The following is a 24675-nucleotide window of genomic DNA, read 5'->3' on the forward strand; positions in this document are numbered from 1 at the left end:
CCTTTGACTGGAGCCCTGAATGACCCTCGAACGTGATTCCGCAGCCAACGTCGCCAAGGTATTGTCCGAAGCGCTGCCCTACATCCGCCGGTTTGTCGGCAAGACGTTGGTGATCAAGTACGGCGGCAACGCCATGGAGAGCGACGAGCTGAAAACCGGCTTCGCGCGCGACATCGTGTTGATGAAAGCTGTGGGAATCAACCCGGTGGTCGTTCACGGCGGCGGTCCGCAAATCGGTGACCTGCTCAAGCGTCTGTCCATCGAAAGCCACTTCATCGACGGCATGCGCGTCACTGATGCGCAGACCATGGACGTCGTGGAAATGGTGCTGGGCGGCCAGGTCAACAAAGACATCGTCAACCTGATCAACCGCCATGGCGGCAGCGCTATCGGCCTGACCGGCAAGGACGCTGAGCTGATTCGGGCGAAGAAACTCACCGTCACGCGTCAGACGCCGGAAATGACCAAGCCGGAAATCATCGATATCGGCCAGGTGGGCGAAGTCGTCGGGGTCAATACCGATCTGTTGAACATGCTGGTCAAAGGCGACTTCATTCCGGTCATCGCGCCGATTGGCGTCGGCCCTAATGGCGAGTCCTACAACATCAACGCCGATCTGGTGGCGGGCAAGGTTGCCGAGGCGCTCAAGGCCGAGAAACTGATCCTGCTGACCAATATCGCTGGCCTGATGAACAAACAGGGCGAAGTCCTGACCGGGCTGACCACCGAGCAAGTCGACAGCCTGATCGCCGACGGCACGATCTACGGCGGCATGCTGCCCAAGATTCGTTGCGCGCTGGAAGCGGTCCAGGGTGGCGTCAACAGCTCGCACATCATTGATGGTCGCGTACCGAACGCAGTGCTGCTGGAGATCTTCACCGACAGCGGCGTGGGCACGCAGATCACCAATCGCAAGCGGCATTGATGGGTTGAGCGTCTGACGCTATAGCTCTCTAAAAGGCCCTGCCGGTCTATCCGGCAGGGCCTTTTTTTATCAGGATCTGGATGACACGCCTTGACGCCGTTATGTCTGCGTCGCGGCGACAGGTCTGATATTCGCTGTTTATATCGCCTGCTTACTTTTGCATTTCATTCAGGGAACGTCTTCGGCAACTACTTACCGGAGATAGCAGAATGTTGACCTGTAGAACCCAGGGTTCGTCACCCGGAGCCGAGCCGCCCTCAGTCGCTGAGCGATGGCAACAAACCCTCCGCAGACAATGTCCTCCATGGGACGGGCGGATCACGCCGCCGACTCAGCCCGCCGTCAAGACGACGGAGTTCATCGCGGCCATGCCGGGTCGCCCGCTGCCCGGGCTTGAGGACAATGAAGAAGTGCCGCGATTCTGGCGCTGCGCAACCCATCTGGTCGACGGGTTGGTGGCTGAGGCAGAAATCGAGACCTTGAAAGTGGCCAGTCGTCTTTACGTCGCCGAAAACCAGCAGGAGGTCCGTCGGCAGGCGGCCGCCCGCCCTGACGCCCCAAGTCAGGGCATGCCGGATTCATTCCGGCTGACGACGCTTTTCCAGCTACTGACCTGGAAAGAATTGGCGGCGCGCTCGAACAGCGGTTTGTCCGAAGAAGCCTGCGAGGCGCTCGACTTCTTCGATTCGGCGCACGTGAAAGCAGTCGGCAAACACTTGGTTCAGGCCCTGGGCTGGCATGGGGCGGGAGAGCAAGAGGAGCCCGACGCACTGGTTGCCAGCCAACTCGTCTGGAAGGTCCTGCGCCTGGAATTGGAGTCGTGGACACCCCCAAGGCCAGGTTGGATCGCTGGCTATGAGTACGAGAAGACCGATAATTGGGGCCGGTCATGCCAGAGGATCAGGCAGGATTTGCTGAACTTCCTCGCGGCGGCGCACCGTTCGCGGGAGGGGCGGCCTCTTGCGGGTGATGCATATCTCGCACTTCAAAAGCGCCGGGCACACTGCGCCGCACTGCTTGCCTTGCGCATCCTCGCCCCGCAGGTTCCGGAACTGGCGGTGAGGAGGCTTCACAAGCATCTGAGTTTTGGCAGCTCGGTGTGGGTCAATTTCAAGCATGGCGTGGACCTCGCCGAGGCCATCGAACCCGGTTCGTCACAAGGGATGCGAGACGGTCAATTGATTGCTTTGCCCGCCCTGAAATGCGCCGAGGCGACGTCGGATGAGCAGCGAGCGCTGATCGTGGCGACGAGGCTGAAGGCGACACTCATATGGGCGGCGGTCAATCATGTGCTGCCTCGCCCCGGGCCAGACGCGCCCTACAGCGCCGATCAGATCGAGGCCGCATGCGGGGCGCTGGACACGCAGACGGCGAAGGCGGTCAACGTTGCGCAAACACTGGCCAGGCCCCTTCCTTTGCGAAGTGACTTCGCTGCCGAGCTTATAAACGGCGCCGGTGTCACATCCGGAATTACCCAGGCACTGGCTGACGCGGGCGAATCAGTGTCGCGTTATGAAGGTTTGTTCCCTTGCCTTGGGTTTGCCCATAAGCGCTGGGGCAATGTCTGGGTCGATACGGCTTTCAAGCTGCATTACCGGGAAAGGCAAACCTACGTTGCCAGCGGTCCGCGTTTACAACGTGACGCGCGAACGCTGCTGGACCTCTACATGTCCGGCGAGCGGTCGCTGGAAGACTGGCGCATCCCCGGCACCCCGCTTGACGACGATGTTGAGAGGCCGTCACTGCAACGCAAACTGCTGTTTGCCGCATTGCCTGACCTCGATACCCGCTTCAAAGCCCACCTCGAAACTTATGTGACCGAGCAGAAGAAGGCTTACAGCGCTCTGATTATCAGCTTGCTGGCAGGCTTGCGCTTGCCAGAGCGAATCGCCATAGAGCGCGGCACGATCACGCTGTATTCCCTGAGGCAGGAAAGCGACCTGATTGCCGATGAGGAAACTGAAATCGCTACAAATCCGTTCCGGGGACGCCGCGGCTTTATCATGAAAGTCGAATTCGAAAGCAGATCGGCGTATTACGAAGTGTTCCCGCACCTCATGATCATCCGCCTGCGTCCGGACTTGAAAACCCTGCAGGTCAACGGCGAACTCGTCCGGATGGTCTGGCCTCCCTCTTGTATTGAGCAGATTGTCACGGTAAGGCGAGCGACATCCCTGCCGTTCAACTGGAGCGCCTTCAAAGAAGGTGGCTACCCCGGCAAGGACGTGAATTCCAGGGTGATCGCCGAGCCGCTGGGTCAACCGATTGCCGCCGAACCCAGGCTCGGGGAAGAGCTAAGCGACTTACCCTGTCCTTTTGCTTCGACAAAGCTGGCCGCAATTGCCGACACGGTCTCCAGCCTGCTTTTTTATGTTGATGAACGTTTGATACAAGACGAAGCCTACGAGAAAACCTCCACTCAAGAGCAGGAAGAACAGCCTGATCCCGCTATCTGGCTGCTGAAAAAAGTCATTCCTTTCTGGCAGGCCATCGAAGATCTCAATTCCGGATCCAGGGACAAGGTGGTGTCAGGCATCATCGGGATCGGGGTGGATGTCATTACCTTGGGTATCCCGCTGGGCAAGTTCATCGGCGGTTCCGCACGGCTCGCCAGTCAGGCAGTCAGAACCGGTTTCAAAGCGGCCTTGCCCGGTTTTACGTTATTGACCACACAATTGATGAGCTCGACATTGGCCCAGCTCAACCCCCTGGGTGCTGTGGTTGTCGTGTTGCGCATGAGCGGCAGGATTGGCGTCAGCCTCACGCGCGCAAGTGTCGAAAAAATCCGCCTGGGCATTCTGCAATTCAGGCGGGCGGGCGACAGGCTGACTAACAAAACCGGCAGCTATGACCTCGTTGGAGGGTTGCCTCAGGTCATCGACGCGGGCCGATGGAAACCGCTGTCGAACCTCGACGAGCTGGGTAGCGTCAATGGTGTGGGTAACGTCGTGGTGCGCAAGACCGGCATGGCGGCGTCGCCGGGGCATCACCTGATCAACCCGGCATCCGGCAAGCCTTACGGACCGCCATTGGAAATAACCGGGCGGTTGGGCGAGCAACCGATGTTTCGTGTCCCGCAGCGCGTGAACGGGCAGCTCGGCTATCCCCTGAGCGGACGTGGAGCGGGCAAATTTGCAGCTGACTCACCCGGTCTTGGCAAAAGAATCACCGACGTTGACGAATATGATCAGTTCGTCGCGCGGCACAATATTTTCCAGGGCAAGGAACAGATAAAGGCGGACATGCGCGCGGAGATATCAGCTGGCGCGGAAATTCATGTGCATGTGCGTAAAAATGGCAGCAAGACGTTGCTCAGAAAGGACTCTGATCAAAGCAGTTATATCGATTTGGCCACCAATAAACAGGTGGACCTTGTGGGCCATTACGACTACCGGACGCTCAAGACCTGGAAGGTGTCAGGCGAGGCTGGTGCTAATCCGGGCGTGACTGAGTTGCCTGTCAGCGACATCAGTCTGGACCGGATCAGTCTTGATCCGCTGCGGTTAGCCAGCGTTAAGGCGGCCATCGAAAACGGCGCTTATGTGCCGGCCATAAAAGTGGCCAAAACCGGCAACGTCTTCAGCATTGTTGACGGCAATCATCGACTGCAAGCCGCTTTGGATCTGCAACTGGAGAAGGTGCCGGTGATTATTCACATGATCGGCCGGTAAGAAATGGCCAACACCCGCAAGCAGGTTGCTACTGAGTCAGCAGCTGTAAATGGGCGCGATCGCTGGCGAAGTCCTTTTCGGCTTCGGCGCGAGCGGTTTGATAACGCACGATATCGGCCTGCAGCTTCTGCCGCTGGTCCCGCACATCGTTCAGCTGGTCGATCAACGAGTGAACGACCGGTCGCCCTGCTCGCTCCTGATCGGCGGCCTGCTTTTGCAGGCTGCTCTGCTGCGCATTGAGATTGAGGATATTGCCCTTGGCCACATCGACCAGAGCATCCAGCTCGGCGAGCTTGCGCGCTTTGGCGCGGTCCACGTCGTCGACGCTGCTGTACTGACGCAACAGTTGCGCATCGGCGGTTGCCTTGGCTTTCGCGGCTTGCGCCTGTTCCAGCTCTTCGGCAGTAGGCGGCGGCGGTACAACCTGCACCACCCGCCCGCGGGAGTTGAGCACTTCATAGCCCTTGGCGGCGTATTCCGGCGGTACGCCCTGACGATCCAGGACGGTCACGCCGCGGCTATCCACATAGCGATAGAGCAGAATTTCACGTGCCTCTGCAGCCTGGATCGCAAACGGCGAAAGCAATGGGCCCAGCGATAAACAAAAGCAAATGACGCTCAACCTACGCATGGCACTCCTTCGACGTCGCGATCACAAGCTCAAAGCCAGCGGGCATGAGCGTTTTTTAGATCCCGTATTGAGCCCGATAAGCCTCGACCGCAGGCAAATGTTGCTTGAGTTGCGGATCACCTGCCAAAAATTGCAGCACCTGGTTCAGCGACACAATGCTCACCACCGGAATGCCGAAATCGCGCTCGACCTCTTGAATCGCGGATAGCTCGCCATTGCCGCGCTCTTGTCGATTGAGTGCGATCAAGACTCCGGCCGCTGTCGCGTCCTGGCCCTTGATGATCTGCATGACCTCGCGAATCGCCGTGCCTGCGGTGATGACGTCATCGATGATCAGCACATTGCCGGTCAGCGGTGCGCCAACCAGGCTGCCGCCTTCGCCATGGGCCTTGGCTTCTTTACGGTTGAAACACCACGGCAAATCCATCCCGTGATGTTCAGCCAAAGCCACGGCTGTAGCGGCCGCCAGGGGAATGCCCTTGTAAGCCGGACCAAACAGCACGTCGAAGGAAATACCGCTTTCGACCACTGCCGCCGCATAGAAACGACCGAGCTGCGCCAGGGCGGAACCACTGTTGAACAGGCCGGCATTGAAGAAGTACGGACTGGTGCGTCCGGACTTGAGAGTGAACTCACCGAAGCGCAAAACCCCGCGATCGATGGCAAAACGAATGAAATCGCGCTGATACGCTTGCATGAAAAAAGCCCCGAATACCACGGATTTAGCTAATTAGGTAGAGCTCGGGTATCATACACGCACGTGATTTTTGGGGCCATTTATGCGGATCATCAGTGTGAACGTAAATGGCATTCAGGCCGCAGTCGAGCGTGGTTTGCTCAGTTGGCTGCAGGCTCAGAATGCCGACGTCATCTGCCTTCAGGATACCCGCGCCTCCGCCTTCGAACTGGACGACCCAGCCTACCAACTGGATGGCTATTTCCTATATGCCTGCGAAGCAGAAGTGCCGGCCCAGGGTGGTGTGGCGCTGTATTCGCGGTTGCAACCGAAAGCGGTAATCAGCGGTCTGGGCTTCGAAACAGCCGACCGTTACGGGCGCTACCTGCAAGCAGATTTCGACAAAGTCAGTATTGCTACCTTGCTGCTTCCTTCGGGAATGAACGGCGACGAAGACTTGAATCAGAAATTCAAGCTTATGGACGATTTCGGCAAGTATCTGGACAAGCAGCGCCGCAAGCGTCGCGAGTACATTTATTGCGGCTCGCTGTACGTGGCGCAACAGAAGCTGGACATCAAGAACTGGCGTGACAGCCAGCAATCACCGGGCTTCCTGGCGCCAGAACGTGCCTGGATGGACGAGATTGTCGGCACCATGGGTTATGTCGATGCCTTGCGCGAAGTCAGTCGCGAAGGTGATCAGTACAGCTGGTGGCCGGATAACGAACAGGCCGAAATGCTCAACCTCGGCTGGCGCTTCGACTATCAACTGCTGACCCCAGGCCTGCGCCGTTTCGTACGCAGCGCCCGCTTGCCACGCCAGCCGCGCTTCTCGCAACACGCGCCGCTGATCGTGGACTACGACTGGACGCTGACCATCTAGCCTCCAATCGCCCACTAAAAAGCCGACTTCGTGTCGGCTTTTTTACGAAAATTGTCCCGTAGGACCGGCTTTAGCCGGGAGAGCGGTCTCGCGGCTAAAGCCGCTCTCATCAAACATAAAATAACCCACTGTTTTGACTAAGAAAAATCACGCAGCTTTCACCAGTTCCAATCCCAACTTGCGGGCCTTGCGCAGCAAGGCCCGCATCTGCCTGTCTTGGGTCTTGGCTTCGTAAGCCTCCATTCCTTGTTCAACGTAAGGCTGGCCTTTGGTCAGCATTGCGTAGATCAAGCGGGCAAGTTGGTGGGCGGTTGCCTTGATCGCACAGCTGGTGTCCATCCTTGCCAAACGCGAACGATGGCTGGCACCGATGAAGCTTTTGTCATTGCGCGCATTGGAGGCGGCTTGCTTCAACGCCTGGGCTGCTCGATTCAGGACTTTGGGACCACTGCCGGGCAGCTGTCTACCGCCTGATATTCGGGTCGGGGGCGCAAGACCCAGCCAGGAACAAAAGTGTCCCGATGTCGGAAAACGTGACAAGTCAGGGCCGATCTCACTCTCATCAAACATAAAATAACCCACTGTTTTGACTAAGAAAAATCACGCAGCTTTCACCAGTTCCAATCCCAACTTGCGGGCCTTGCGCAGCAAGGCCCGCATCTGCCTGTCTTGGGTCTTGGCTTCGTAAGCCTCCATTCCTTGTTCAACGTAAGGCTGGCCTTTGGTCAGCATTGCGTAGATCAAGCGGGCAAGTTGGTGGGCGGTTGCCTTGATCGCACAGCTGGTGTCCATCCTTGCCAAACGCGAACGATGGCTGGCACCGATGAAGCTTTTGTCATTGCGCGCATTGGAGGCGGCTTGCTTCAACGCCTGGGCTGCTCGATTCAGGACTTTGGGACCACTGCCGGGCAGCTGTCTACCGCCTGATATTCGGGTCGGGGGCGCAAGACCCAGCCAGGAACAAAAGTGTCCCGATGTCGGAAAACGTGACAAGTCAGGGCCGATCTCACTGGCGAGCACCAAGGCCGTATCTACGCCGAGGGTCGGAATAGCCGTCAGATCAACTCCCATGATTTTCCAGAGAGCCTGATGCAAACCGGCTTGCTCCGATGAAGAACGATGCGGACTGCGCAGCGCCTTGGTCGAGGGCTGAGGCTTGTCGTTGAGTGTCGGCAATTGTTCAAGCACCTGTCTGATCGCTTGGTCGCACTCAGCGATCTGCCCTTCAAGAAAGTCGTAGCAAGCCACTTCCTGAGCCAGGGCATGCAGGTGTTCCAGGCGCCAGTTGCCTCGTAAACTGCGCTCAATGGTTTCGTGATCAGCCTTGATGCGCCGATCTCGAAAAGCGGCCAGCTTTTGTGGATTACGCTCACCCTCGATAATGGCGCGCAGGATTTTCATTCCCGTCACACCCGCGATATTGCTGATCACATTGGCGAGCTGGATATTCATCTGGCTCAACGCCTTCTGCATACGGTTGAGCGTTTGAGCCTGATCGCGAACTTTATTGGCGCGCTGGCGCACTATCGAACGCATGGAGCAGATGGCGTCCGAAGGTCGGAAGGCCCCCCGCAGAAGGCCATAGCTCATGAGCTGCCAAATCCACTGGCAATCCAGCACGTCAGATTTACGGCCCGATATCTGGCGTGTGGCCCGGGAGTTGACCAGATAGACGTCGAATCCGCGGGCATCCAGAATTTCGAACAGGGGAATCCAGTAAACCCCGGTCGCCTCCATCGCGACCACGCTGATACTTAGCGATTCGAGCCAGTCGGCCAAACCGAGCAAGTCGTCGGTAAAGGTGGAAAAACTGCGCACCGGGTTATCGCATCGATCAGGGTCGACGCCAACCCAATGCTCACGACTGCCAATATCGATGCCCGCACAGTCATCGTGAACAATTCGTAAACGTTTCTGCTGGTTCTTGCGCGCCATGAGAATTCCTCGCAGGATTAAGGGGCGCGCGGGGTACACGGTGGCGAAAAGATTCACTCTCTCATACGTGGTCACAGCAAGCTGTGCCGACAATGACTCCACGCCGATACCGTGCGGACCACTCTCCTACTCGGGTGCTGTCACACCAGTGCGGGCTACGGTCTCTGCCCCGCGCGCACCTTCAACGCTAGACGCATCCCCCGTTTGCTGCGCGACAGCGCGGCGTCTGGACGACGGGGGATCTCCTACAGCAATCGCGGGTTTACGGCGCGCCAGCAACCTCAAGCCCGATGCAATGTCGCCAGAAAACCCGCCGCGCCCACGAACAATCCGGCGAAGGTGCGGTTCATCCGGCGTTGCTGTTTCGGGGTTTTCAGCAGGCGCAGCACCCGCGAGGCGAGCCCGGTATAACCGGCCATGACGATCATGTCGACGCAAACCATGGTCGCGCCAATCGTCAGGTATTGCGCGAGCAGGGGTGCGGTTGGATCGATGAACTGCGGCAGGATCGCCAGCATGAACACCAGCGCCTTGGGGTTGCTGATGTTGACCAGGAAGCCACGCAATACCAGGCTCAGCGGCTTGCCGATGGGGCGAATGGCCGGATTGTCGGACATGTCGGCCGGCAGCGCTCGCCATTGCTTGACGCCCAGATAAATCAGGTACGCCACACCAAACCATTTGATCAGGGTAAAGGCCAGGGCTGACGTTGCCAGCACCGCGCCAACGCCCGCCGCGACAATCGCAATCTGCGCAGCCAGCGCGATTTGCAGGCCCAGCGCGTTCCAGTAACCGCGCCAGAAACCGTATTGCAGGCCGCAGGACATCGACGCAATCGCGCCCGCCCCCGGCGACAAACTGATTACCCAGCACGCGGCAAAAAAACCCAGCCATGTTTCCAACGCCATCACACACCTCAATCCTTCGGAAGTACTGGATAAGCTAGTGTTTGCGCGGGCATTTGACTATCGGTTTATTGCGATTGCGTGCAGTTTCAGGAAAAAACTACTGATCGCCCAGATGCTTTTCAGTCGAGGCTATCGGCAGAACATCACTGCCACGCCAGCGGCGGACCGACTTCTGGAAAAACTGGCTGTTGGGCACTTGCACCAGTGCGCCGCCCGCTTCGGGCAGCTCGATCAGGGTCGTGAACATCAGATTGATCGCGGTGACACGGCCTTTGACGCCGGGTTTGTCGAGGGTATCGACCAGCTCAACCACATCGCCGATGCGGAACGGCCCAATCGTATAGATCAGGATCGCGCACAGCAGGTTGGACAGCACGCTCCACATGGCGAAGAACGCCACGGCCGCCACGGCGACGAAGCCCGACAGCGCAGTCCACAGGACGGTGGCGGAAACACCCAGCCGACCGAGTACGAAGACGAACGCGCTGCCCATGATCAGCCAGCGCAGACCGCCGCGCAGCGGCATCAGCAGCTCCGGTGGCAAGGGATAGCGCTCGCCCAGGCGAGTCAGGAAGCGACCCACCAGACGTTGCAGCAGATAGCCCGCCAGCAGAATCAGCAGAATCTGCACGCCCAGCCAGATCGGTTCGACCCAGTAAGGCGGCACCGGCAAGTTGAAACTGCCCATCAGGACCGAACCCGCATCACGACAAGGCTTCCAGTTCGGCCTGCATGGATTCCAGCAGTTCCAGCGATTCCATCCACGATTCTTCCAGTTCGGCTTCGCGAACCTTCAGGCTGGCTTGTTCGGCCAGCAGATCGCGCAGCTTGTCCTTGTTGGCGGCTTCGTAGTTTGCGCTGTCGGCCAGTGCGGCCTCGACCTTGGCGAGCTTCTCGTGCAGCAATCCCAGGTCGCGTTCCAGCTTGTCGGCCTGTTTCTTGTGCGGTGCCAATTGTTGGCGCAAGGCCGCTGCCTGTTGGCGCTGGGCCTTCTTGTCGGTCTTGTCGACGTTGATCGGCGTGTTGCTGACCGGGGCGTTGCGCAGACGGTATTCCACCAGCCAGCGTGCGTAGTCTTCCAGATCGCCGTCGAATTCCTGCACGCGGCCGTCAGCCACCAGCAGGAAGTCATCGGTGGTGCTTTTGAGCAGATGCCGATCGTGAGACACCACCAGTACCGCGCCACTGAATTCCTGCAGGGCCATGGTCAAGGCCAGGCGCATCTCCAGATCCAGGTGGTTGGTGGGTTCGTCGAGCAGCAGCAGGTTGGGTTTTTCCCAGGCAATCAACGCCAGGGCCAAACGGGCTTTTTCGCCGCCGGAAAAGTTCAGCACCGGCTCGTCGAGACGCGCGCCCCGGAAGTCGAAGCCGCCGAGGAAGTCGCGCAGGGTTTGCTCGCGTTCGGTGGGTGCAATGCGCTGCAAATGCAGCAGCGGACTGGCCTTGGAATCCAGCGAGTCCAGCTGATGCTGGGCAAAATAACCGACCACGGTGTTTTCGCCGCGCACCAGTCGACCGCTCAACGGCTCAAGTTCGCCGGCAAGGTTTTTGATCAGCGTCGATTTACCCGCGCCGTTTGGCCCGAGCAGACCAATGCGTGCGCCCGGTGTCAGTTGCAGTTTGACCTTCTCCAGCACTGCGCGGTCGCCGTAACCTAAACGGGCGTCGGACAAATCCAGAAGTGGGCTGGAGATTTTGTTCGATTCGCGGAAGGTGAAGTCGAAGGGCGAATCAACGTGCGCCGCCGACAATTCTTCCATGCGCTCCAGGGCCTTGATCCGGCTCTGGGCCTGCTTGGCCTTGGTGGCCTGGGCCTTGAAGCGCGCGATGAATTTCTCCATGTGCGCGCGCTGCGCCTGCTGCTTGTCATAAGCCTGTTGCTGCTGGGCCAGACGTTCCGCACGGGCGCGTTCGAAGGCGCTGTAGCCACCGCGATAAAGGGTGATCTTGCGCTGCTCGACGTGCGCCACGTGATCGACCACGGCATCGAGAAAATCCCGATCGTGGGAAATCAACAGCAACGTGCCGGGATAGCTTTTCAGCCAGTCTTCGAGCCATAGAATGGCGTCGAGGTCCAAGTGGTTGGTTGGTTCATCGAGCAGCAACAGGTCTGACGGGCACATCAAGGCTTGCGCCAGGTTCAGACGCATCCGCCAGCCGCCGGAAAAGTCGGATACCGGCTTGTCCATTTGCTCGTTGGTGAAGCCCAGACCGGCAAGCAGTTTGCGCGCCCGGGCATCGGCGGTGTAGCCATCGGCGCTGTCCAGCTCCGAGTGCATGCGCGCCTGAGCGGCACCGTCCTGCGCCGTTTCGGCTTGCGCCAGCAAACGCTGCACTTCACGCAGGCGCAGGTCGCCATCGAGCACGTAGTCCACCGCAATGCGGTCGAGGGTGTCGATCTCCTGCCGCATGTGAGCGATGCGCCAGTCGGCGGCTAGCAGACAGTCGCCGGAGTCCGGGGTCAACTCACCCAGAAGCAACGCGAACAGGCTGGATTTGCCGGCGCCATTGGCACCGATCAAGCCGGCTTTCTGACCGGCGTGCAGGGTCAGCTCGGCGTCTTCTAGCAGACGTTGCGGGCCACGCTGTAAGGTAAGGCTTTGAAGTCGAATCATAATGGCGGCGGAGTCTACCAGCTTCGTCTCAAACAGGTAGATCACTATGCATGCTGACCTTTGGAGTTTCACCCTCGATTTCTATGCCAAACCGGGGGTCGAAGCGGCGTGCCTGAGCCTGCAAGCCAGCGGAGCCAACGTTTGCCTGCTGTTATGTGGCGTCTGGCTGATGCGCCGTGATGTGGCCTGCAACGCGCAACGCGCCCTGGAAATCGGACAGTTGGCGACGCCCTGGCATGACGATGTAGTGCGTCCGCTTCGAGCGTTGCGCACGCAATGGCGCAACGCGGCACAGCATGATCCGGCGCTGGGCTCGATTCGCGAGCGCGTCAAGGCACTGGAGCTGGAGGCCGAGCGTGAATTATTGACGAGGCTGGAAGCGCAGACGCAGGGTTGGTCAGCGACAGGAACAAGGGCGCAGGAAGACTGGTTGAAGCTGTTGGCGGGGGACGCGGCCAACAGGAACCGCGACGCGCTGCATGTGCTGCGCGTCGCGGCAAACCAGACTTAGGAAGCGCTGGTTGGTGTTGTGCCGCTGGTTGCCGGTGCTGCTGGCGTGGCTGCAGGTGCGGCCGGCGCTGTCGCTGGAGTTGCGGTAGCGGCCGGAGTTGCCGGCTTGGCCACAGCGGGTTTGGCAGCAGCAGGTTTAACAGCTGGCTTGGTAGCAGGTTTAGCGGCAGCGGCTTTGGCCGGAGCTTTGGCTGCTGGCTTGGCGGCTGCTTTGACAGGCGCTTTTACCGCAGGCTTGGCAGCAGCGCTGGCAGCTGGCGCTTTAGCAGCGGCCAGTTTGGCTGGCGCAGGCTTGGCAGCGGTTTTCGCTGGTGCTGGCTTGGCAGCAGGCTTGGCGGCCGCAGTTTTGGCAGCGGCAGGTTTAGCGGCCGTTGGTTTTGCCGCAGGCTTGGCAGCAGAAGCGCTGGCCGCAGCTTTAACCGGAGCCTTGGCGGGTGCTGCTTTGGCTGCCGGCTTGGCAGCAGTTTTTGCCGGTGCTTTCGCTGGGGCCTTGGCGGCAACAGCTTTAGCGGCAGGTTTGGCTGCAACTGGCTTGGTGGCTGGCGCTTTGGCGGTAACGGCTTTGGCCACAGTGGCCTTGGTGGGCGCTGGCTTGGCGGCGCGGCTGTCCAGGGCTTTGCTGACGGCTTCCTTGACGCGACCAACGCCCTGAGCCAACTTCAAGCTTTCCTGAGCGTCACGCTTGAGTTGCAGGATGTAGGTGCGCGTTTCAGTCTGGCGAGACTTGAGAGCGTCGAGCAATTCTTCCAGCTCGGCGACGCCGCTCTTGGCCTTGGCTTGCGCCTTGGCTTTACCGGCAGTAGCCGCGTCCTGCAATTTGGTGCGCGACTTGTGCAGTTTTTCTTGTGCCTTACCACGTTGTTTTTCAAGCTTGGCGAGCAGTTTCTCGGCATCAGCCATAGCTTGCGAACAGGCGTCTTCGAGGTGCTCGAGCAAGCTGCTCGAAAGCTGTTGGAGCAAATGCAACGGGGTGTTTACTGGCTTCTTTTTGGCCGACATGATTTACCCTCTGGCTGGCTGAATTGCGGCTCATACTAGACCTCTGCCTGCACCGCCGCTAGCGCATGTTGACAGTGTAGAAAGCAACCTGTTGCATGCGCGGAAAAATGCTTGCGGCGTCTTCGACCAAGGCCCTGCAAAAAACACTTGGCAAGTGTCATCACATGCAGGCGATTGCACTGGCATAATCGCTCACTTCCCAGGCCGGAGAGCATTCATGTCGCGCTACCTGTTAACGTCGTTGTTGTTCTTGCTACCCCTGGCTCAGGCCGCGGAAACCGGTGCGTCCAGCGATGCGCACGATCTTGCGTACAGTCTCGGGGCGAGCCTGGGTGAGCGTTTGCATCAGGAAGTTCCGGACCTGGAATTGCCCGCCTTGATCGAAGGTTTGCAGCAAGCCTACAAAGGCAAACCGCTGGCGCTGAAAAAAGAACGCATGGATGCGATCCTCAGCGAGCATGACGCGGCAGTCGCGCAAGCCGAAGCTTCAGGCGTGTCGGAACCGCAAAGTGAGGCGGCACTGAGCGCCGAAAAACGCTTCATGGACAGCGAAAAAGCCAAGCCCGGCGTGAAGGAACTGGCAGACGGCATCTTGATGACCGAGCTGACACCGGGTACCGGCGCCAAGCCGAATATTGATGGACGGGTTCAGGTGCGTTATGTCGGACGCTTGCCGGACGGCACGGTGTTCGACCAGAGCGCCCAGCCGCAATGGTTTCGCCTGGACAGCGTGATCAGCGGCTGGACCACCGCGCTGCAAGGCATGCCGGTGGGTGCCAAATGGCGTTTGGTGATTCCTTCTGGCCAAGCCTACGGTGCCGAAGGTGCGGGAGATCTGATCGATCCGTATACGCCGCTGGTGTTCGAGATCGAGTTGGTCGCTGTCGGTCAGTAATTCGCCGGACGCCAGATACGCGAAGGGGTGCAGAACGCACCCCCTTGGCTACAACAACTTTTATCGCACACGTCTAGCGCAAGAAGCAGGCTTCAAGCCTGAGCAGCGATCTCTTCCTTGTGGGAATTGTGCAGCACTTCGATCAGGCAATCTTCCAGCTCAAAGCGCTCGTGCAGCAAACCGCCCAGCGTTTTGAACTCAGCGGCAACCACGGTGCAGTCAGAGCAATCGCCCTTGTCGCAACGGTCGTTGAATGCCAAGGCAGACTTGGTGATGACGTCCAGACGCTGGTAAATGGTATCCGCCAGCTCAAGTCCGCCCTCATCGTTGAACGCCTTGGCTTCGCTGGTCAATTGTTCGTAGATTTCGAAATGCCCGGCAGATACGTAATCCACCAGCACTTCACAAAATTTCTGCAGGCCGTCGCGATCAGCGGCCAGCGCCTCGGGGGTCTCACCGAGTGCGTCATAGGCGTGAATCAGTTCGCCGCGGTGCTGTAGCCAGCGATCGATGAGTTTATTGACCCCACCCCAGCGTTCCTGAGCATTCTGACAACTTTCCAACATGATGTTCTCTCTTCCCTTCAGGGGCATGCAGACTTGCTTCGGCCTTTGGATTGTCCCAGCGAAGGAGACAGGCTATGTGCGCAAGGTTTGCATAATTCCAATAACGCTTGCGGCCCAGATTATGCCCGCATGACTAGGCCATCAAGGTACGCAGGAGACAAAGTTCATACAAGCGTTTAATCCTCGACCCGACTTTCGGCACCTGAAAGCCTCGCCGACGGCCTGCGCAGCGGGTATAGCGCCAGCAGCGCAAGACCCACGAACGCCAGCAGACTCCACTCCGGCAGGCTGATGCCGAACAGCGACCAGTTGATTTCGGCGCACATGCCAGCGTCCAGGCGCAAGCGGTCGACATAATCACCCAGAAAGAGAAAATCCAGGCCTCGTTCAATCGCGGCTATTACCGGTATCAGCTCGTCGGCGGTTGCCGTTTGCAACCAGACCTGCGTACCGGCAAGCGTTGCGCCGGACAAGGCAAGCAGCAGAATCAGCACGCCGTAGCGACGCGAGCCCGCCGTGCCCGTTGCGTGCAAGGCCGCTGCGAGTGACATGACGGCGCACAGCAGAAAGACCCAGCGTTGCCAGATACACAACACGCAGGGGGTCAGTCCGAACACCCGTTGTAGGTATACGACGGTGCCGATGATCAATGCACATGCGATGAACGCCAGGAAAAACAGGGAGCGCGTGCGAGCCAGAGGCATGGCGAATCCGTAACAAGAAACGAAGATGGTTACGGTAGAGGAAAGCGCACAGCCCTTTCAAGGAGCCGCCGTAAGGATACTTCCGTGATTGGGGCGGGAGTTCCTGACAGAAGAGCAGCGCTTCTATACGGACCATCGAAAGAAAAATCCTGCGATGGCGAACTGCGGAAGAATTTTCCTACATTTCGCCATCGAAGCGCTCAACAGCGTTGCTCGATTGCTGGCTGACGTCAGCCTGCCAAGGCTGGCAGTGGACGCGCCAGCAGTCGCTCGTCAAGCAGGCCGAGGCCTTCCTGAAACAGCTGATTGCTGCGCTCGGTTTCGCCTAACTGGCCCAGCAGACGCGCCAACTCAGCGCAGGTTTCAGGATTGCGCTGCAGGCGCAGGCTGCTTTCCAGATAATCCCGAGCCTTGCCCCACAAACTGCTTTGCAGACACAGCCGACCGAGCGTCAGCAACAGGCTAGGGTCGGTGGAATGTTCCTTGAGCCAGCCTTCGGCGGTTTGCAACTGACGTCCCGGATCGCTGCCGCGCACCAGCCCGTAAAGGCGTGCGAGATGGCTGTTGTAGTTGCGCTTGAGTGCTGCGCGCAACGCTTCTTCGGCCTTGGCATCAGCGCCGAGGCGGCGTAGTTGCTCGGCATACGCCAGAACCAGTTGCGGTTCCTGGCGCTGAGCCGAGGACAGCCCGTCCCACGCCTTGTCCAGCGCTGGAAGGCCCGCTGGGGCCGCATCGCCTTCCTGCTCCCGATAGGCAGCCAGCGTGAGGTTTTCACCCCAGGCGCGACGCTCCAGTTCGGCCAGTTCCTGCGGTGGCAGGACTTTATCCTTGCGCAGCTCAGGCATGAGCTTGATCAGCGCCGACCATTCACCGCGCTGGCGGTATAAGCGCTGCAGTTGCCGCAAGATCTGCACGTTATGCGGATGGCGCTGCTGCATCACCTGCAAGGTGGTCAATGCGCCGTCGGTGTCACCACGATCCTGCTGCAACTGCGCATGACTCAAGGCAATCGCCAGCTCCGCTTGCGGCTGACGCTCCAGCGCCCGCTCAAGGAGGCCGTCGCATTCTTCGTATTTGCCCTGCTCGTTGGCGGCCCGTGCTGCGCCGAGGTAAAACAGCAGTGGCTGAGGCTCGGCTTCGGCGGCCCGATGCAGATGACGTTGAGCGCTGGCCCAGCGACCTTCCGCGAGGTCCATCTGGCCTTGCTCGATGGCCACTTGCACCCGGCGGCTGCGATTACGTCGCGACCATGGATTGACCACGCCACTGGAAGTCATCACCAGACCGAGCAGCAGCCGCACGATGTAAACCACCAGCCAGAGGGCGATCAGCAAGCCCAACGTGGCCCACAGACTCGATTCATAGCGGAAGTTCTGGTACGCGATCAGCACGTAGCCGGAATGTTCGGCAACCGCCACGCCGATCAATGCGGCGATGGCAATCGCAACGAACAGCAGGATGTAGGCACGTTTCATGGGCTGATCCCCTGCTTGGTTTCGGCAGGTTGGCTGCTTGAACCGGCAGGCGCATCAGTCGCCATGTGCCGACGCCCAAGGTAAGCCTGGACCGCACTCAGGCTCTGGGCCAGATCCGGCGTCTTCACCGAAACGGGCTGGTCGCGCATTGCTTCCAGGCGTTCGCTGAGCGATTTGACCTGCGAGTTATCCTGATTGAAATTGCTCAGCAATACGTCCCGCGCTTCCACCAGCGCTCGGGTGTACACCTGTGGCTCGCCATTCAGCGCGGCCCATTGGGCCTGCTCAATAGCAAGACTCAGCGCCAGACGAACCTGGGTCAGGCTCTGCCCCGCCAGCAGTGGACGTACGTTCTTGTCGGCATTGAAGTCGATACGGATGTAATGCGAGATTTCATCCCACCACTGCGCCCAGCGGCTGTCTTGATTGTCGCCGGCAGTCAGGGCCAGCAGCGATTCGCCCTTGTCCTTGTATTCCGGTGCCAGCTCGTTGAGCTGTGCGGCCTGATCGCGCAGCGCGGCCAGTTGCAGGAACAGGCCGGTCCGGTCCGGCTGGTCGATACTGCGCAGCGCCGCGAGGCTTTTCGCCAATTGATCGCGTGCCGCGAAAGAGCCCGGATCGTCTTGCTCGCGGAGGATTTCGTCTGCACCTTGCACCAGCGCCTCAGCGCTGTTGATGTCCTGCAAAGCAGACAAGCGCAGGCTGGCCAGACGCAGCAAGTGTTCGGCTTCGGCCAGTCGCCAGTCTTTGCGGCTGGCGCCCAGAACGGTTTCCAGACGCTGACTCAAACGCTGCTGATCGCCCTGCAATTGCGAGACAAGACGACGGCGCTCTTCGAGTTCGCCAGCGGCTGGCAGTTGCGCCAGCTGCGTCGAGAGCTGCTGTTCGTGCTGTTGCAAGGTCTGGGTCTGGGCCGCGAGGTCGAGCATTTGCGTGCGTTGCACCTGATGACTGGCCTGAACCGCGCGCAGCTGCCAGACGCCCCAACCGGCTACGCCAATGCCTGCCACGCCAAACAGTAAAGCCAGTATCACCAGACCATTGCTGCGGCTGCCGGAACGCTTCGCGTCAATCGGGTCGGGTGTCGGCGTGGAGTTGACCAGCACCGGTTCGGAATCATCTTTGGGCAAGACTGTTTCGCTCACGTATCCATCCTTTGCATTTGGGCGTAATCGACTGAACGACAGCAGGTCGATCAATGCGGCTGAATTTCACAAAATCTGCACGGGTCCGGGTTGTTCCCGCAACGCCGCCAGTAAGGCCGCGGCATTCGCTCCCCGGCAATTCACAACTGTTCGAGCCCCGGCCTGCGTCGCCAGTTCAGCGACGCGAGGGCTCGGTACAAATAAAGGCAGCTGCGCCAATTCAGGCCAGGCGTCGCCCGCCAACTGACGCAAGTGTTCAAACCCCTGTCCACTGCTGACCACCAGCGCGTTCAAGCGTTCCGCCTTCACACGCTGCATGAGCGTCGACGGTGAGTACTGCGGCAAGTTGCGGCGGTATAGCGGCAGGTAGTCGACACTAGCACCCAGCTGCCGCAAACGCTCGGCCAAAAGCTCACGGCCGTCTTCGCCACGCAGGATTAGCACACGGCTTGCGGGCAAGGCGACGGCGTGTTGCAGCTTGGGCAGATCTAGCAAGGCTTCGCTGTCATCGCCCTGTTCGGGCCAGCTGACATCCAGATTATGTTCCTGCAACAGCTGCGCGGTGCCCTCGCCGACCGTGAACCATGGCTGGATCGGCGGCACCGGCCACAGCTCGTCCAGCAATGCCAGGCCCAGGCGTGCGGCGGGTTTGCTGACCACAATGACGGCGCTGTAGTGATCGAGATCATCGAGTATCGAACGCTGCGCGGGGCTGAGCGGTACAGGTTCGATTTCAAGCAGTGGCAGGCTGCTGCTGAAGATGCCGAGATCGGCGAGCGTCTGCGCCAGCGCTGCCGACTCTTCAGCCGGCCGGGTCAGCAGCAGTCGCCAGCCGGTCATTCAGGGTCCGCCTCGCCGTAAACGGCTTTGAGGATTTTCGCGGCACCCTGAGCCAGCAATGCGTCAGCGACCTGCACGCCCAACGCCTGGGCCTGGGCCTGTGGCGCGCGGGCCTCGGCGTGCAGCAGCACGGCGCCGGAAGGATCGCCGACCAGGCCGCGCAACCAGATCTGATCGCCTTCGAGCACGGCATAACAGGCGATGGGAACCTGGCAACCGCCATTGAGGTGTTTGTTCAGGGAGCGCTCGGCAATGACCCGCACGGCGGTGTCCGCGTGATGCAACGGCGCGAGCAAGGCGTGAATCTGCGCATCGGCGCTGCGGCACTCGATGCCAACCGCGCCTTGGCCACCGGCTGGCAGGCTGTCGTCGACGCTGATGCTGGCGGTGATCCGGTCTTCGAAACCCAGACGAATCAGGCCAGCGGCAGCAAGAATGATCGCGTCATATTCACCGGCATCGAGCTTGGCCAGCCGGGTGTTGACGTTGCCACGCAGAAAATGAATGGTCAGGTCCGGACGCCGCGCCAACAGCTGCGCCTGACGACGCAGGCTCGACGTGCCGACGATGCTGCCGGCAGGCAGCTGCTCAAGACTGGCGAAGTTGTTGGAGACGAACGCGTCGCGCGGGTCTTCACGCTCGCAGATGCAGAACAGCCCCAGGCCCGGCGGAAAATCCATCGGCACGTCTTTCATGGAATGCACGGCGATGTCGGCCGTATCTTCCAGCAAGGCGGTCTCCAGCTCTTTGACGAACAGGCCTTTGCCGCCGATTTTCGACAGCGGGGAATCGAGCAGTTTGTCGCCGCGGCTGACCATGGGCACCAGCGTCACGATCAAGCCGGGATGAGCCTGCTCCAACCGGGCTTTGACGTATTCGGCCTGCCAGAGGGCTAGCGCACTTTTGCGAGTGGCAATGCGAATTTCGCGAGAGGACATGAATCAATCCGTACTTGATGGTTGCCACGGATAATAACAGCTCAGGCAAAACGACTCAGTGCTGTGTGAACAGAGCGTTGTGGAGGGTTGATCCTGGTCAAGAAAATTGTGGGAGCGAGCTTGCTCGCGAAGGCGCTGGTCCTGCCAACACCTGGGCGAACCTGAAATACCGCCTTCGCAAGCAAGCTTGCTCCCACAAAAGTTAAATCTAGAGCTGCTGCATCATCTTGCGCACCCCGGCCACATGCCGACGACTGACGATCAATGCATCGCCATTGAGACCTTTGAGAAACAACTGAAAATGCCCCAAAGGTGTTCTCTGCAAGCGTTCGATTCGCTCGCGCGCAACCAGCGCGTTGCGGTGGATACGCACGAAGCGGTCGCCGAACTCGTCTTCAAGAGCCTTCAATGGCTCGTCCAGCAGCACTTCACCCCCCTCGTGACGCAAGGTGACGTATTTGTGATCTGCGATGAAAAAGATCACCTGATCCAGCGGGATCAGTTCAATGCCTTTGCGGGTGCGCGCGCTGATATGGCTGCGCGGGCCGTTGCCGCTTTCGGCAGCAGGGCGGGTCATCGCCGCCAGTTGCACGCGATTGGGGCGTTCGGCCTTTCTGAGCGCTTCCACTAAATGCTCGGGGCGCACAGGTTTTACCAGGTAGCCAACAGCGCTGACCTGGAAAGCATCAAGGGCAAACTCGTCGTGTGCAGTACAAAAGACCACGGCGGGCGGGTTTTCGCGCTCGCACAATTTTGCTGCGACTTGCAGGCCATCGATGCCCGGCATACGAATATCGAGTAACACGATATCCGGCTTGAGGCTGTCGATCAGCGTCAAGGCTTCCTCGCCATTGGCGGCGCTAGGTTCCAATACCCGGTAACCCTCGATTTCGCCGACCAATCGGCTCAGGCGTTCGCGGGCCAGGGGTTCGTCATCAACGATCAGGACATTCATATTGCTCTGGCTTCCTGCGTGAGTCTCGCACAAGGATAGCGTAGACAGGTGAAGTGACGACCGTCACGGCGCTCCACGCTCAGACTGGCGTGCGGGCCAAAAAGTGCCGTAATGCGTGCACCGATATTTACCAGGGCCTGTTGAGTACCGTTGGACGTCTGCCGGGTGGCAACTTCGTCATAGGGATTGCTGACACACAATATGAACACTCCCTTTTTATAGTCCGCTTCCACCTTTATGACACCACCTTCCACGCGAGGTGCGATTCCATAAAGCAAAGCGTTCTCCAGTAATGGCTGCAAGGTTAGCTGGGGAATTGGCAAGTCGTCTGGAATTGCACTCACCGCCCAGTCCAACTGTAGACGCTCGCCAAGCCGATATTGCTCAATCGATAAATATCGTTTCGCCAATTCCAGTTCATCACGCCACGTCACCAGGCTGCCCGGCTTGGCCAGACTTGCCCGAAACAGGTCCGACAGATCCAGCACCGCCTGCTCGGCCTTGGCGGGATCGCTCACCACCAGGCTGGCAATACTATTGAGCGTATTGAAAAGAAAGTGCGGGCGGATCCGTGCCTGCAGCGATTCGATACGGGCGCGCAGTTCGGCCTGTTGCTGTTTGCGCCACTGACTTTGCAGGTAAAAATAACGCAGCATCAATGCCGACATGATCAGCGCAATCAGGGCGTAGCGCAGATAGCGTTCGACCACGCCGCCCGGATTGAGCCTGCCGGTCAGCTGGCAGATGTCGGTGACCGCCGTGCAGATCAACGTCAGCGCCACCACCAGCAGACAGCCGATCAGCCCCGCCATGCCAGCGGGCAGGCGCGCCAGCCAGGGGCGCAGGCCGCATAACAACGCGGCGGACAGCAGGACGATCCATTGCACGAACAGCGACATCAGGGCCAGACGCACCCAGTCGAAACCGGTGTGCATCGGCTCGACCAGCACCAGCACGATCACCAGCAGTTCCGCGAGCAGCACAAGTACCAGCAGCGCCTGGGGCAGGCACAGTTCAGGCAGGAAGAATTCCTTGCCTTGTTCGTCAGGCTGGCGGTGCTTGAGGGGATCATTTCGCATCGGCTCAGTCTCAACGTTGCGGTGGTCAGCGGCAAGCCGGCGCGCAATAAAAAAACTGCAACCTGTTATTATCGCGGGCACGCCAATTTCAGCAGATCAACGAGCGAATCCATGAGCACCGACAAGACCAACCAGTCCTGGGGCGGCCGCTTCAGTGAACCCGTCGACGCCTTCGTCGCGCGCTTCACCGCCTCCGTCACTTTCGACCAACGCCTTTATCGCCACGACATCATGGGCTCGATTGCCCACGCCACGATGCTGGCCAAGGTCGGCGTTCTTACCGACGCCGAGCGCGACACCATCGTCGAGGGCCTGAACAGCATTCGGGCCGAGATCGAAGCGGGCAGTTTCGACTGGCGCGTCGATCTGGAAGACGTGCACATGAACATCGAAGCGCGCCTGACCGACCGCATCGGCGTCACCGGCAAGAAGCTGCACACCGGCCGCAGCCGCAACGATCAGGTTGCTACCGATATCCGCCTGTGGCTGCGCGATGAGATCGACCTGATCCTCAGCGAAATCACCCGCCTGCAACAAGGCCTGCTGGGCCAGGCCGAGCGTGAAGCCGAGACCATCATGCCGGGCTTCACCCACTTGCAGACCGCGCAGCCGGTGACGTTCGGTCACCACATGCTGGCCTGGTTCGAAATGCTCAGCCGTGACTACGAGCGTCTTGTGGACTGCCGCAAACGCTTGAACCGCATGCCCCTGGGCAGCGCGGCACTGGCCGGCACGACGTACCCGATTGACCGCGAACTGACCTGCAAGCTGTTGGGTTTCGACGTCGTGGGCGGCAACTCCCTGGACAGCGTGTCGGACCGCGACTTCGCTATCGAATTCTGCTCTGCGGCGAGCATTGCGATGATGCACTTGTCGCGCTTCTCCGAAGAGTTGGTGCTGTGGACCAGCGCGCAATTCCAGTTCATCGATTTGCCTGATCGTTTCTGCACCGGCAGCTCGATCATGCCGCAGAAGAAAAACCCCGACGTGCCGGAACTGGTGCGCGGCAAGAGCGGCCGGGTGTTCGGCGCCTTGATGGGCCTGCTGACCTTGATGAAGGGCCAACCGCTGGCCTACAACAAGGACAACCAGGAAGACAAGGAACCGCTGTTCGACGCTGCCGACACCCTGCGCGATTCGTTGCGGGCGTTTGCCGACATGATCCCGGCGATCAAGCCCAAGCACGCCATCATGCGTGAAGCCGCGCTGCGGGGTTTCTCCACCGCGACCGATCTGGCGGATTATCTGGTGCGTCGCGGCCTGCCATTCCGTGATTGCCACGAAATCGTCGGTCACGCTGTGAAATACGGCGTGGAAAGCGGCAAGGACCTGGCGGAAATGAGCCTGGAAGAGTTGCGCAAATTCAGCGTTCAGATCGAGCAGGATGTATTTGCCGTGCTGACGCTGGAGGGTTCGGTCAACGCCCGTAACCACATCGGCGGCACCGCACCGGCACAGGTCAAGGCCGCAGTGGTACGTGGTCAGGCGTTGTTGGCGGCGCGTTAATAGTTCGGCTTGTGGGAGAAACTTTGTGGGAGCAAGCTTGCTTGCGAAAGGGTCAGGGCATCCAACGCATCTTTCAGCGTTCAGACGATTGCCTTCGCGAGCAAGCTCGCTCCCACACAAGCCTCGCTCCAACGGGTAATACCTGTTACGGCCTCACCCGCTCGAGAAACGCCGGAAGTTCGGCGTCCTTGTCGATGGCGATGCGTTGCACGTGAGGATTTTGCGCCAGACGTGCGAGCAGTGCCCGAGCGCAGGGCATGTCTTGCAGATAATCCGTATCAAACAACTGTTTGCCCACTGACCGGGCCAGGTCGACGCTGTACAGAAAGTACAGATCCGCCACGCTAAAAACCTCTCCCGCGACATAAGGTGCGAAGCGCGCACGTTGCTTCAACGCCGCAAAACCCTTGATCAGATCCCGCTGAGCCTTGTCCTTCAGCGCCTGAGGCGTCGGCCTGCCGCCGAAAAAGACTTCGACGTAGCAAATACGCGCCGGTAGCTCGATATACAGCTCGATTTCCTTGGCCAGCGTCCAGACTTGCGCACGTTCGAACGGGTCTGCGGGTACCAGGCCGTGGGCCGGATAGACTTCCTCCAGATAACTCAGGATGACGTCCGTTTCGCTGATAAAACCCTGCGCGGTTTGCAGGATCGGCACCTTGCCCCGGGCGCTGATGGCCAGGACAGCGGGGTTCTGGCAGCCATGCAAAGGGATCGTTTCGAAGGGCAGTTGCTTCTCCAGCAGCGCCAGTTTGACCATGTTGAAATAATTACTCGCGGCAAATCCATACAGCTTCAGCATTGCGGGCCTCCTGACCG

22 protein-coding genes and 1 pseudogene are annotated in these 24675 nt (G+C 59.6%); 6 read left to right on the top strand and 17 right to left on the bottom strand.

Features of this window, described 5'->3' with window-relative positions:
• Positions 1–19: 19 nt before the first annotated feature.
• Both argB and AABC73_RS00320 read left to right on the top strand, forming a co-directional pair.
• A complete protein-coding gene (gene argB / locus AABC73_RS00315; protein ID WP_065832822.1) occupies positions 20–925 on the top strand; it encodes an acetylglutamate kinase in 906 nt (301 codons plus the stop codon).
• Positions 926–1293: 368 nt separating this feature from the next.
• Positions 1294–4596: a ParB/RepB/Spo0J family partition protein gene (locus AABC73_RS00320; RefSeq protein ID WP_341521977.1), complete on the top strand. Its 3303-nt coding sequence runs from the start codon at positions 1294–1296 to the stop codon at positions 4594–4596.
• Positions 4597–4624: 28 nt separating this feature from the next.
• Here AABC73_RS00320 and AABC73_RS00325 read toward each other — a convergent pair whose 3' ends face one another.
• Both AABC73_RS00325 and pyrE read right to left on the bottom strand, forming a co-directional pair.
• Positions 4625–5227, bottom strand: coding sequence for a DUF4124 domain-containing protein (locus AABC73_RS00325; protein ID WP_341521978.1), 603 nt, complete (start codon positions 5225–5227; stop codon positions 4625–4627).
• A gap of 55 nt (positions 5228–5282) precedes the next feature.
• Entirely contained in the window at positions 5283–5924 is a 642-nt protein-coding gene (gene pyrE / locus AABC73_RS00330; RefSeq protein ID WP_341521979.1) for an orotate phosphoribosyltransferase, read from the bottom strand.
• Positions 5925–6006: 82 nt separating this feature from the next.
• Between pyrE and AABC73_RS00335 the strand changes: the two genes are divergently transcribed.
• Positions 6007–6786 carry an exodeoxyribonuclease III gene (locus AABC73_RS00335; protein WP_020291964.1) on the top strand — a complete coding sequence of 260 codons (780 nt, stop codon included), beginning with the start codon at positions 6007–6009 and terminating at the stop codon, positions 6784–6786.
• Positions 6787–6933: 147 nt separating this feature from the next.
• Here AABC73_RS00335 and AABC73_RS00340 read toward each other — a convergent pair.
• The 5 genes and pseudogenes from AABC73_RS00340 to AABC73_RS00360 all read right to left on the bottom strand — a co-directional run.
• Positions 6934–7341 (bottom strand): annotated as a pseudogene (locus AABC73_RS00340) (transposase); the annotation flags it as partial.
• Between the two features lie 45 nt (positions 7342–7386).
• On the bottom strand, positions 7387–8721 hold the full coding sequence (locus AABC73_RS00345; RefSeq protein WP_341520479.1) for an IS110 family transposase: 1335 nt from the start codon (positions 8719–8721) through the stop codon (positions 7387–7389).
• A 281-nt stretch (positions 8722–9002) separates the two neighbouring features.
• Positions 9003–9629, bottom strand: coding sequence for a LysE family transporter (locus AABC73_RS00350; RefSeq protein ID WP_341521980.1), 627 nt, complete (start codon positions 9627–9629; stop codon positions 9003–9005).
• Positions 9630–9726: 97 nt separating this feature from the next.
• Positions 9727–10317, bottom strand: coding sequence for a mechanosensitive ion channel family protein (locus AABC73_RS00355; RefSeq protein WP_331149749.1), 591 nt, complete (start codon positions 10315–10317; stop codon positions 9727–9729).
• A 16-nt stretch (positions 10318–10333) separates the two neighbouring features.
• Positions 10334–12244: an ATP-binding cassette domain-containing protein gene (locus tag AABC73_RS00360; RefSeq protein ID WP_341521981.1), complete on the bottom strand. Its 1911-nt coding sequence runs from the start codon at positions 12242–12244 to the stop codon at positions 10334–10336.
• Between the two features lie 46 nt (positions 12245–12290).
• Between AABC73_RS00360 and AABC73_RS00365 the strand changes: the two genes are divergently transcribed.
• Complete coding sequence (locus tag AABC73_RS00365; RefSeq protein WP_341521982.1) at positions 12291–12755, top strand: TIGR02444 family protein; 465 nt, start codon at positions 12291–12293, stop codon at positions 12753–12755.
• Here AABC73_RS00365 and AABC73_RS00370 read toward each other — a convergent pair.
• On the bottom strand, positions 12752–13753 hold the full coding sequence (locus AABC73_RS00370; protein ID WP_341521983.1) for an AlgP family protein: 1002 nt from the start codon (positions 13751–13753) through the stop codon (positions 12752–12754). The genes AABC73_RS00365 and AABC73_RS00370 overlap by 4 nt on opposite strands.
• Positions 13754–13970: 217 nt before the next feature.
• Between AABC73_RS00370 and AABC73_RS00375 the strand changes: the two genes are divergently transcribed.
• Positions 13971–14648, top strand: coding sequence for an FKBP-type peptidyl-prolyl cis-trans isomerase (locus AABC73_RS00375; RefSeq protein WP_341521984.1), 678 nt, complete (start codon positions 13971–13973; stop codon positions 14646–14648).
• A gap of 92 nt (positions 14649–14740) precedes the next feature.
• On the opposite strand, the gene rsd is transcribed toward AABC73_RS00375, so the two are convergent.
• The 8 genes from rsd to AABC73_RS00415 form a co-directional block, all read right to left on the bottom strand.
• A complete protein-coding gene (gene rsd / locus AABC73_RS00380) occupies positions 14741–15214 on the bottom strand; it encodes a sigma D regulator (RefSeq protein ID WP_341521985.1) in 474 nt (157 codons plus the stop codon).
• A gap of 176 nt (positions 15215–15390) precedes the next feature.
• Positions 15391–15918: a disulfide bond formation protein B gene (locus AABC73_RS00385; protein ID WP_341521986.1), complete on the bottom strand. Its 528-nt coding sequence runs from the start codon at positions 15916–15918 to the stop codon at positions 15391–15393.
• 230 nt (positions 15919–16148) lie between these two features.
• Positions 16149–17393 carry a heme biosynthesis protein HemY gene (locus AABC73_RS00390; protein ID WP_341521987.1) on the bottom strand — a complete coding sequence of 415 codons (1245 nt, stop codon included), beginning with the start codon at positions 17391–17393 and terminating at the stop codon, positions 16149–16151.
• Positions 17390–18538 carry a uroporphyrinogen-III C-methyltransferase gene (locus tag AABC73_RS00395; protein WP_341521988.1) on the bottom strand — a complete coding sequence of 383 codons (1149 nt, stop codon included), beginning with the start codon at positions 18536–18538 and terminating at the stop codon, positions 17390–17392. The genes AABC73_RS00390 and AABC73_RS00395 overlap by 4 nt, the downstream gene beginning before the upstream one ends.
• A 66-nt stretch (positions 18539–18604) precedes the next feature.
• A complete protein-coding gene (locus AABC73_RS00400; protein WP_341521989.1) occupies positions 18605–19378 on the bottom strand; it encodes a uroporphyrinogen-III synthase in 774 nt (257 codons plus the stop codon).
• Positions 19375–20316: a hydroxymethylbilane synthase gene (hemC, locus tag AABC73_RS00405; RefSeq protein WP_341521990.1), complete on the bottom strand. Its 942-nt coding sequence runs from the start codon at positions 20314–20316 to the stop codon at positions 19375–19377. The genes AABC73_RS00400 and hemC overlap by 4 nt, the downstream gene beginning before the upstream one ends.
• Positions 20317–20524: 208 nt before the next feature.
• A complete protein-coding gene (locus AABC73_RS00410) occupies positions 20525–21271 on the bottom strand; it encodes a LytTR family DNA-binding domain-containing protein (protein ID WP_341521991.1) in 747 nt (248 codons plus the stop codon).
• Entirely contained in the window at positions 21268–22350 is a 1083-nt protein-coding gene (locus AABC73_RS00415; protein ID WP_341521992.1) for a sensor histidine kinase, read from the bottom strand. Before AABC73_RS00415 ends, AABC73_RS00410 begins: the two co-directional genes overlap by 4 nt.
• A gap of 111 nt (positions 22351–22461) precedes the next feature.
• Between AABC73_RS00415 and argH the strand changes: the two genes are divergently transcribed.
• A complete protein-coding gene (gene argH / locus AABC73_RS00420) occupies positions 22462–23856 on the top strand; it encodes an argininosuccinate lyase (RefSeq protein WP_341521993.1) in 1395 nt (464 codons plus the stop codon).
• Positions 23857–24001: 145 nt separating this feature from the next.
• On the opposite strand, the gene AABC73_RS00425 is transcribed toward argH, so the two are convergent.
• Positions 24002–24658 carry a glutathione S-transferase gene (locus tag AABC73_RS00425; protein ID WP_341521994.1) on the bottom strand — a complete coding sequence of 219 codons (657 nt, stop codon included), beginning with the start codon at positions 24656–24658 and terminating at the stop codon, positions 24002–24004.
• Between the last annotated feature and the right edge of the window lie 17 nt (positions 24659–24675).

The organism is Pseudomonas sp. G.S.17, assembly GCF_038096165.1.
Lineage (GTDB): Bacteria > Pseudomonadota > Gammaproteobacteria > Pseudomonadales > Pseudomonadaceae > Aquipseudomonas.

Bases quoted from the DNA above. Each gene is read 5' to 3' on its own strand.
- argB (WP_065832822.1), top strand. From the start codon at position 20: ATGACCCTCGAACGTGATTCCGCAGCCAACGTCGCCAAGGTATTGTCC.
- AABC73_RS00320 (WP_341521977.1), top strand. From the start codon at position 1,294: ATGCCGGGTCGCCCGCTGCCCGGGCTTGAGGACAATGAAGAAGTGCCG.
- AABC73_RS00325 (WP_341521978.1), bottom strand. From the start codon at position 5,227: ATGCGTAGGTTGAGCGTCATTTGCTTTTGTTTATCGCTGGGCCCATTG.
- pyrE (WP_341521979.1), bottom strand. From the start codon at position 5,924: ATGCAAGCGTATCAGCGCGATTTCATTCGTTTTGCCATCGATCGCGGG.
- AABC73_RS00335 (WP_020291964.1), top strand. From the start codon at position 6,007: ATGCGGATCATCAGTGTGAACGTAAATGGCATTCAGGCCGCAGTCGAG.
- AABC73_RS00345 (WP_341520479.1), bottom strand. From the start codon at position 8,721: ATGGCGCGCAAGAACCAGCAGAAACGTTTACGAATTGTTCACGATGAC.
- AABC73_RS00350 (WP_341521980.1), bottom strand. From the start codon at position 9,629: ATGGCGTTGGAAACATGGCTGGGTTTTTTTGCCGCGTGCTGGGTAATC.
- AABC73_RS00355 (WP_331149749.1), bottom strand. From the start codon at position 10,317: ATGGGCAGTTTCAACTTGCCGGTGCCGCCTTACTGGGTCGAACCGATC.
- AABC73_RS00360 (WP_341521981.1), bottom strand. From the start codon at position 12,244: ATGATTCGACTTCAAAGCCTTACCTTACAGCGTGGCCCGCAACGTCTG.
- AABC73_RS00365 (WP_341521982.1), top strand. From the start codon at position 12,291: ATGCATGCTGACCTTTGGAGTTTCACCCTCGATTTCTATGCCAAACCG.
- AABC73_RS00370 (WP_341521983.1), bottom strand. From the start codon at position 13,753: ATGTCGGCCAAAAAGAAGCCAGTAAACACCCCGTTGCATTTGCTCCAA.
- AABC73_RS00375 (WP_341521984.1), top strand. From the start codon at position 13,971: ATGTCGCGCTACCTGTTAACGTCGTTGTTGTTCTTGCTACCCCTGGCT.
- rsd (WP_341521985.1), bottom strand. From the start codon at position 15,214: ATGTTGGAAAGTTGTCAGAATGCTCAGGAACGCTGGGGTGGGGTCAAT.
- AABC73_RS00385 (WP_341521986.1), bottom strand. From the start codon at position 15,918: ATGCCTCTGGCTCGCACGCGCTCCCTGTTTTTCCTGGCGTTCATCGCA.
- AABC73_RS00390 (WP_341521987.1), bottom strand. From the start codon at position 17,393: ATGAAACGTGCCTACATCCTGCTGTTCGTTGCGATTGCCATCGCCGCA.
- AABC73_RS00400 (WP_341521989.1), bottom strand. From the start codon at position 19,378: ATGACCGGCTGGCGACTGCTGCTGACCCGGCCGGCTGAAGAGTCGGCA.
- hemC (WP_341521990.1), bottom strand. From the start codon at position 20,316: ATGTCCTCTCGCGAAATTCGCATTGCCACTCGCAAAAGTGCGCTAGCC.
- AABC73_RS00410 (WP_341521991.1), bottom strand. From the start codon at position 21,271: ATGAATGTCCTGATCGTTGATGACGAACCCCTGGCCCGCGAACGCCTG.
- AABC73_RS00415 (WP_341521992.1), bottom strand. From the start codon at position 22,350: ATGCGAAATGATCCCCTCAAGCACCGCCAGCCTGACGAACAAGGCAAG.
- argH (WP_341521993.1), top strand. From the start codon at position 22,462: ATGAGCACCGACAAGACCAACCAGTCCTGGGGCGGCCGCTTCAGTGAA.
- AABC73_RS00425 (WP_341521994.1), bottom strand. From the start codon at position 24,658: ATGCTGAAGCTGTATGGATTTGCCGCGAGTAATTATTTCAACATGGTC.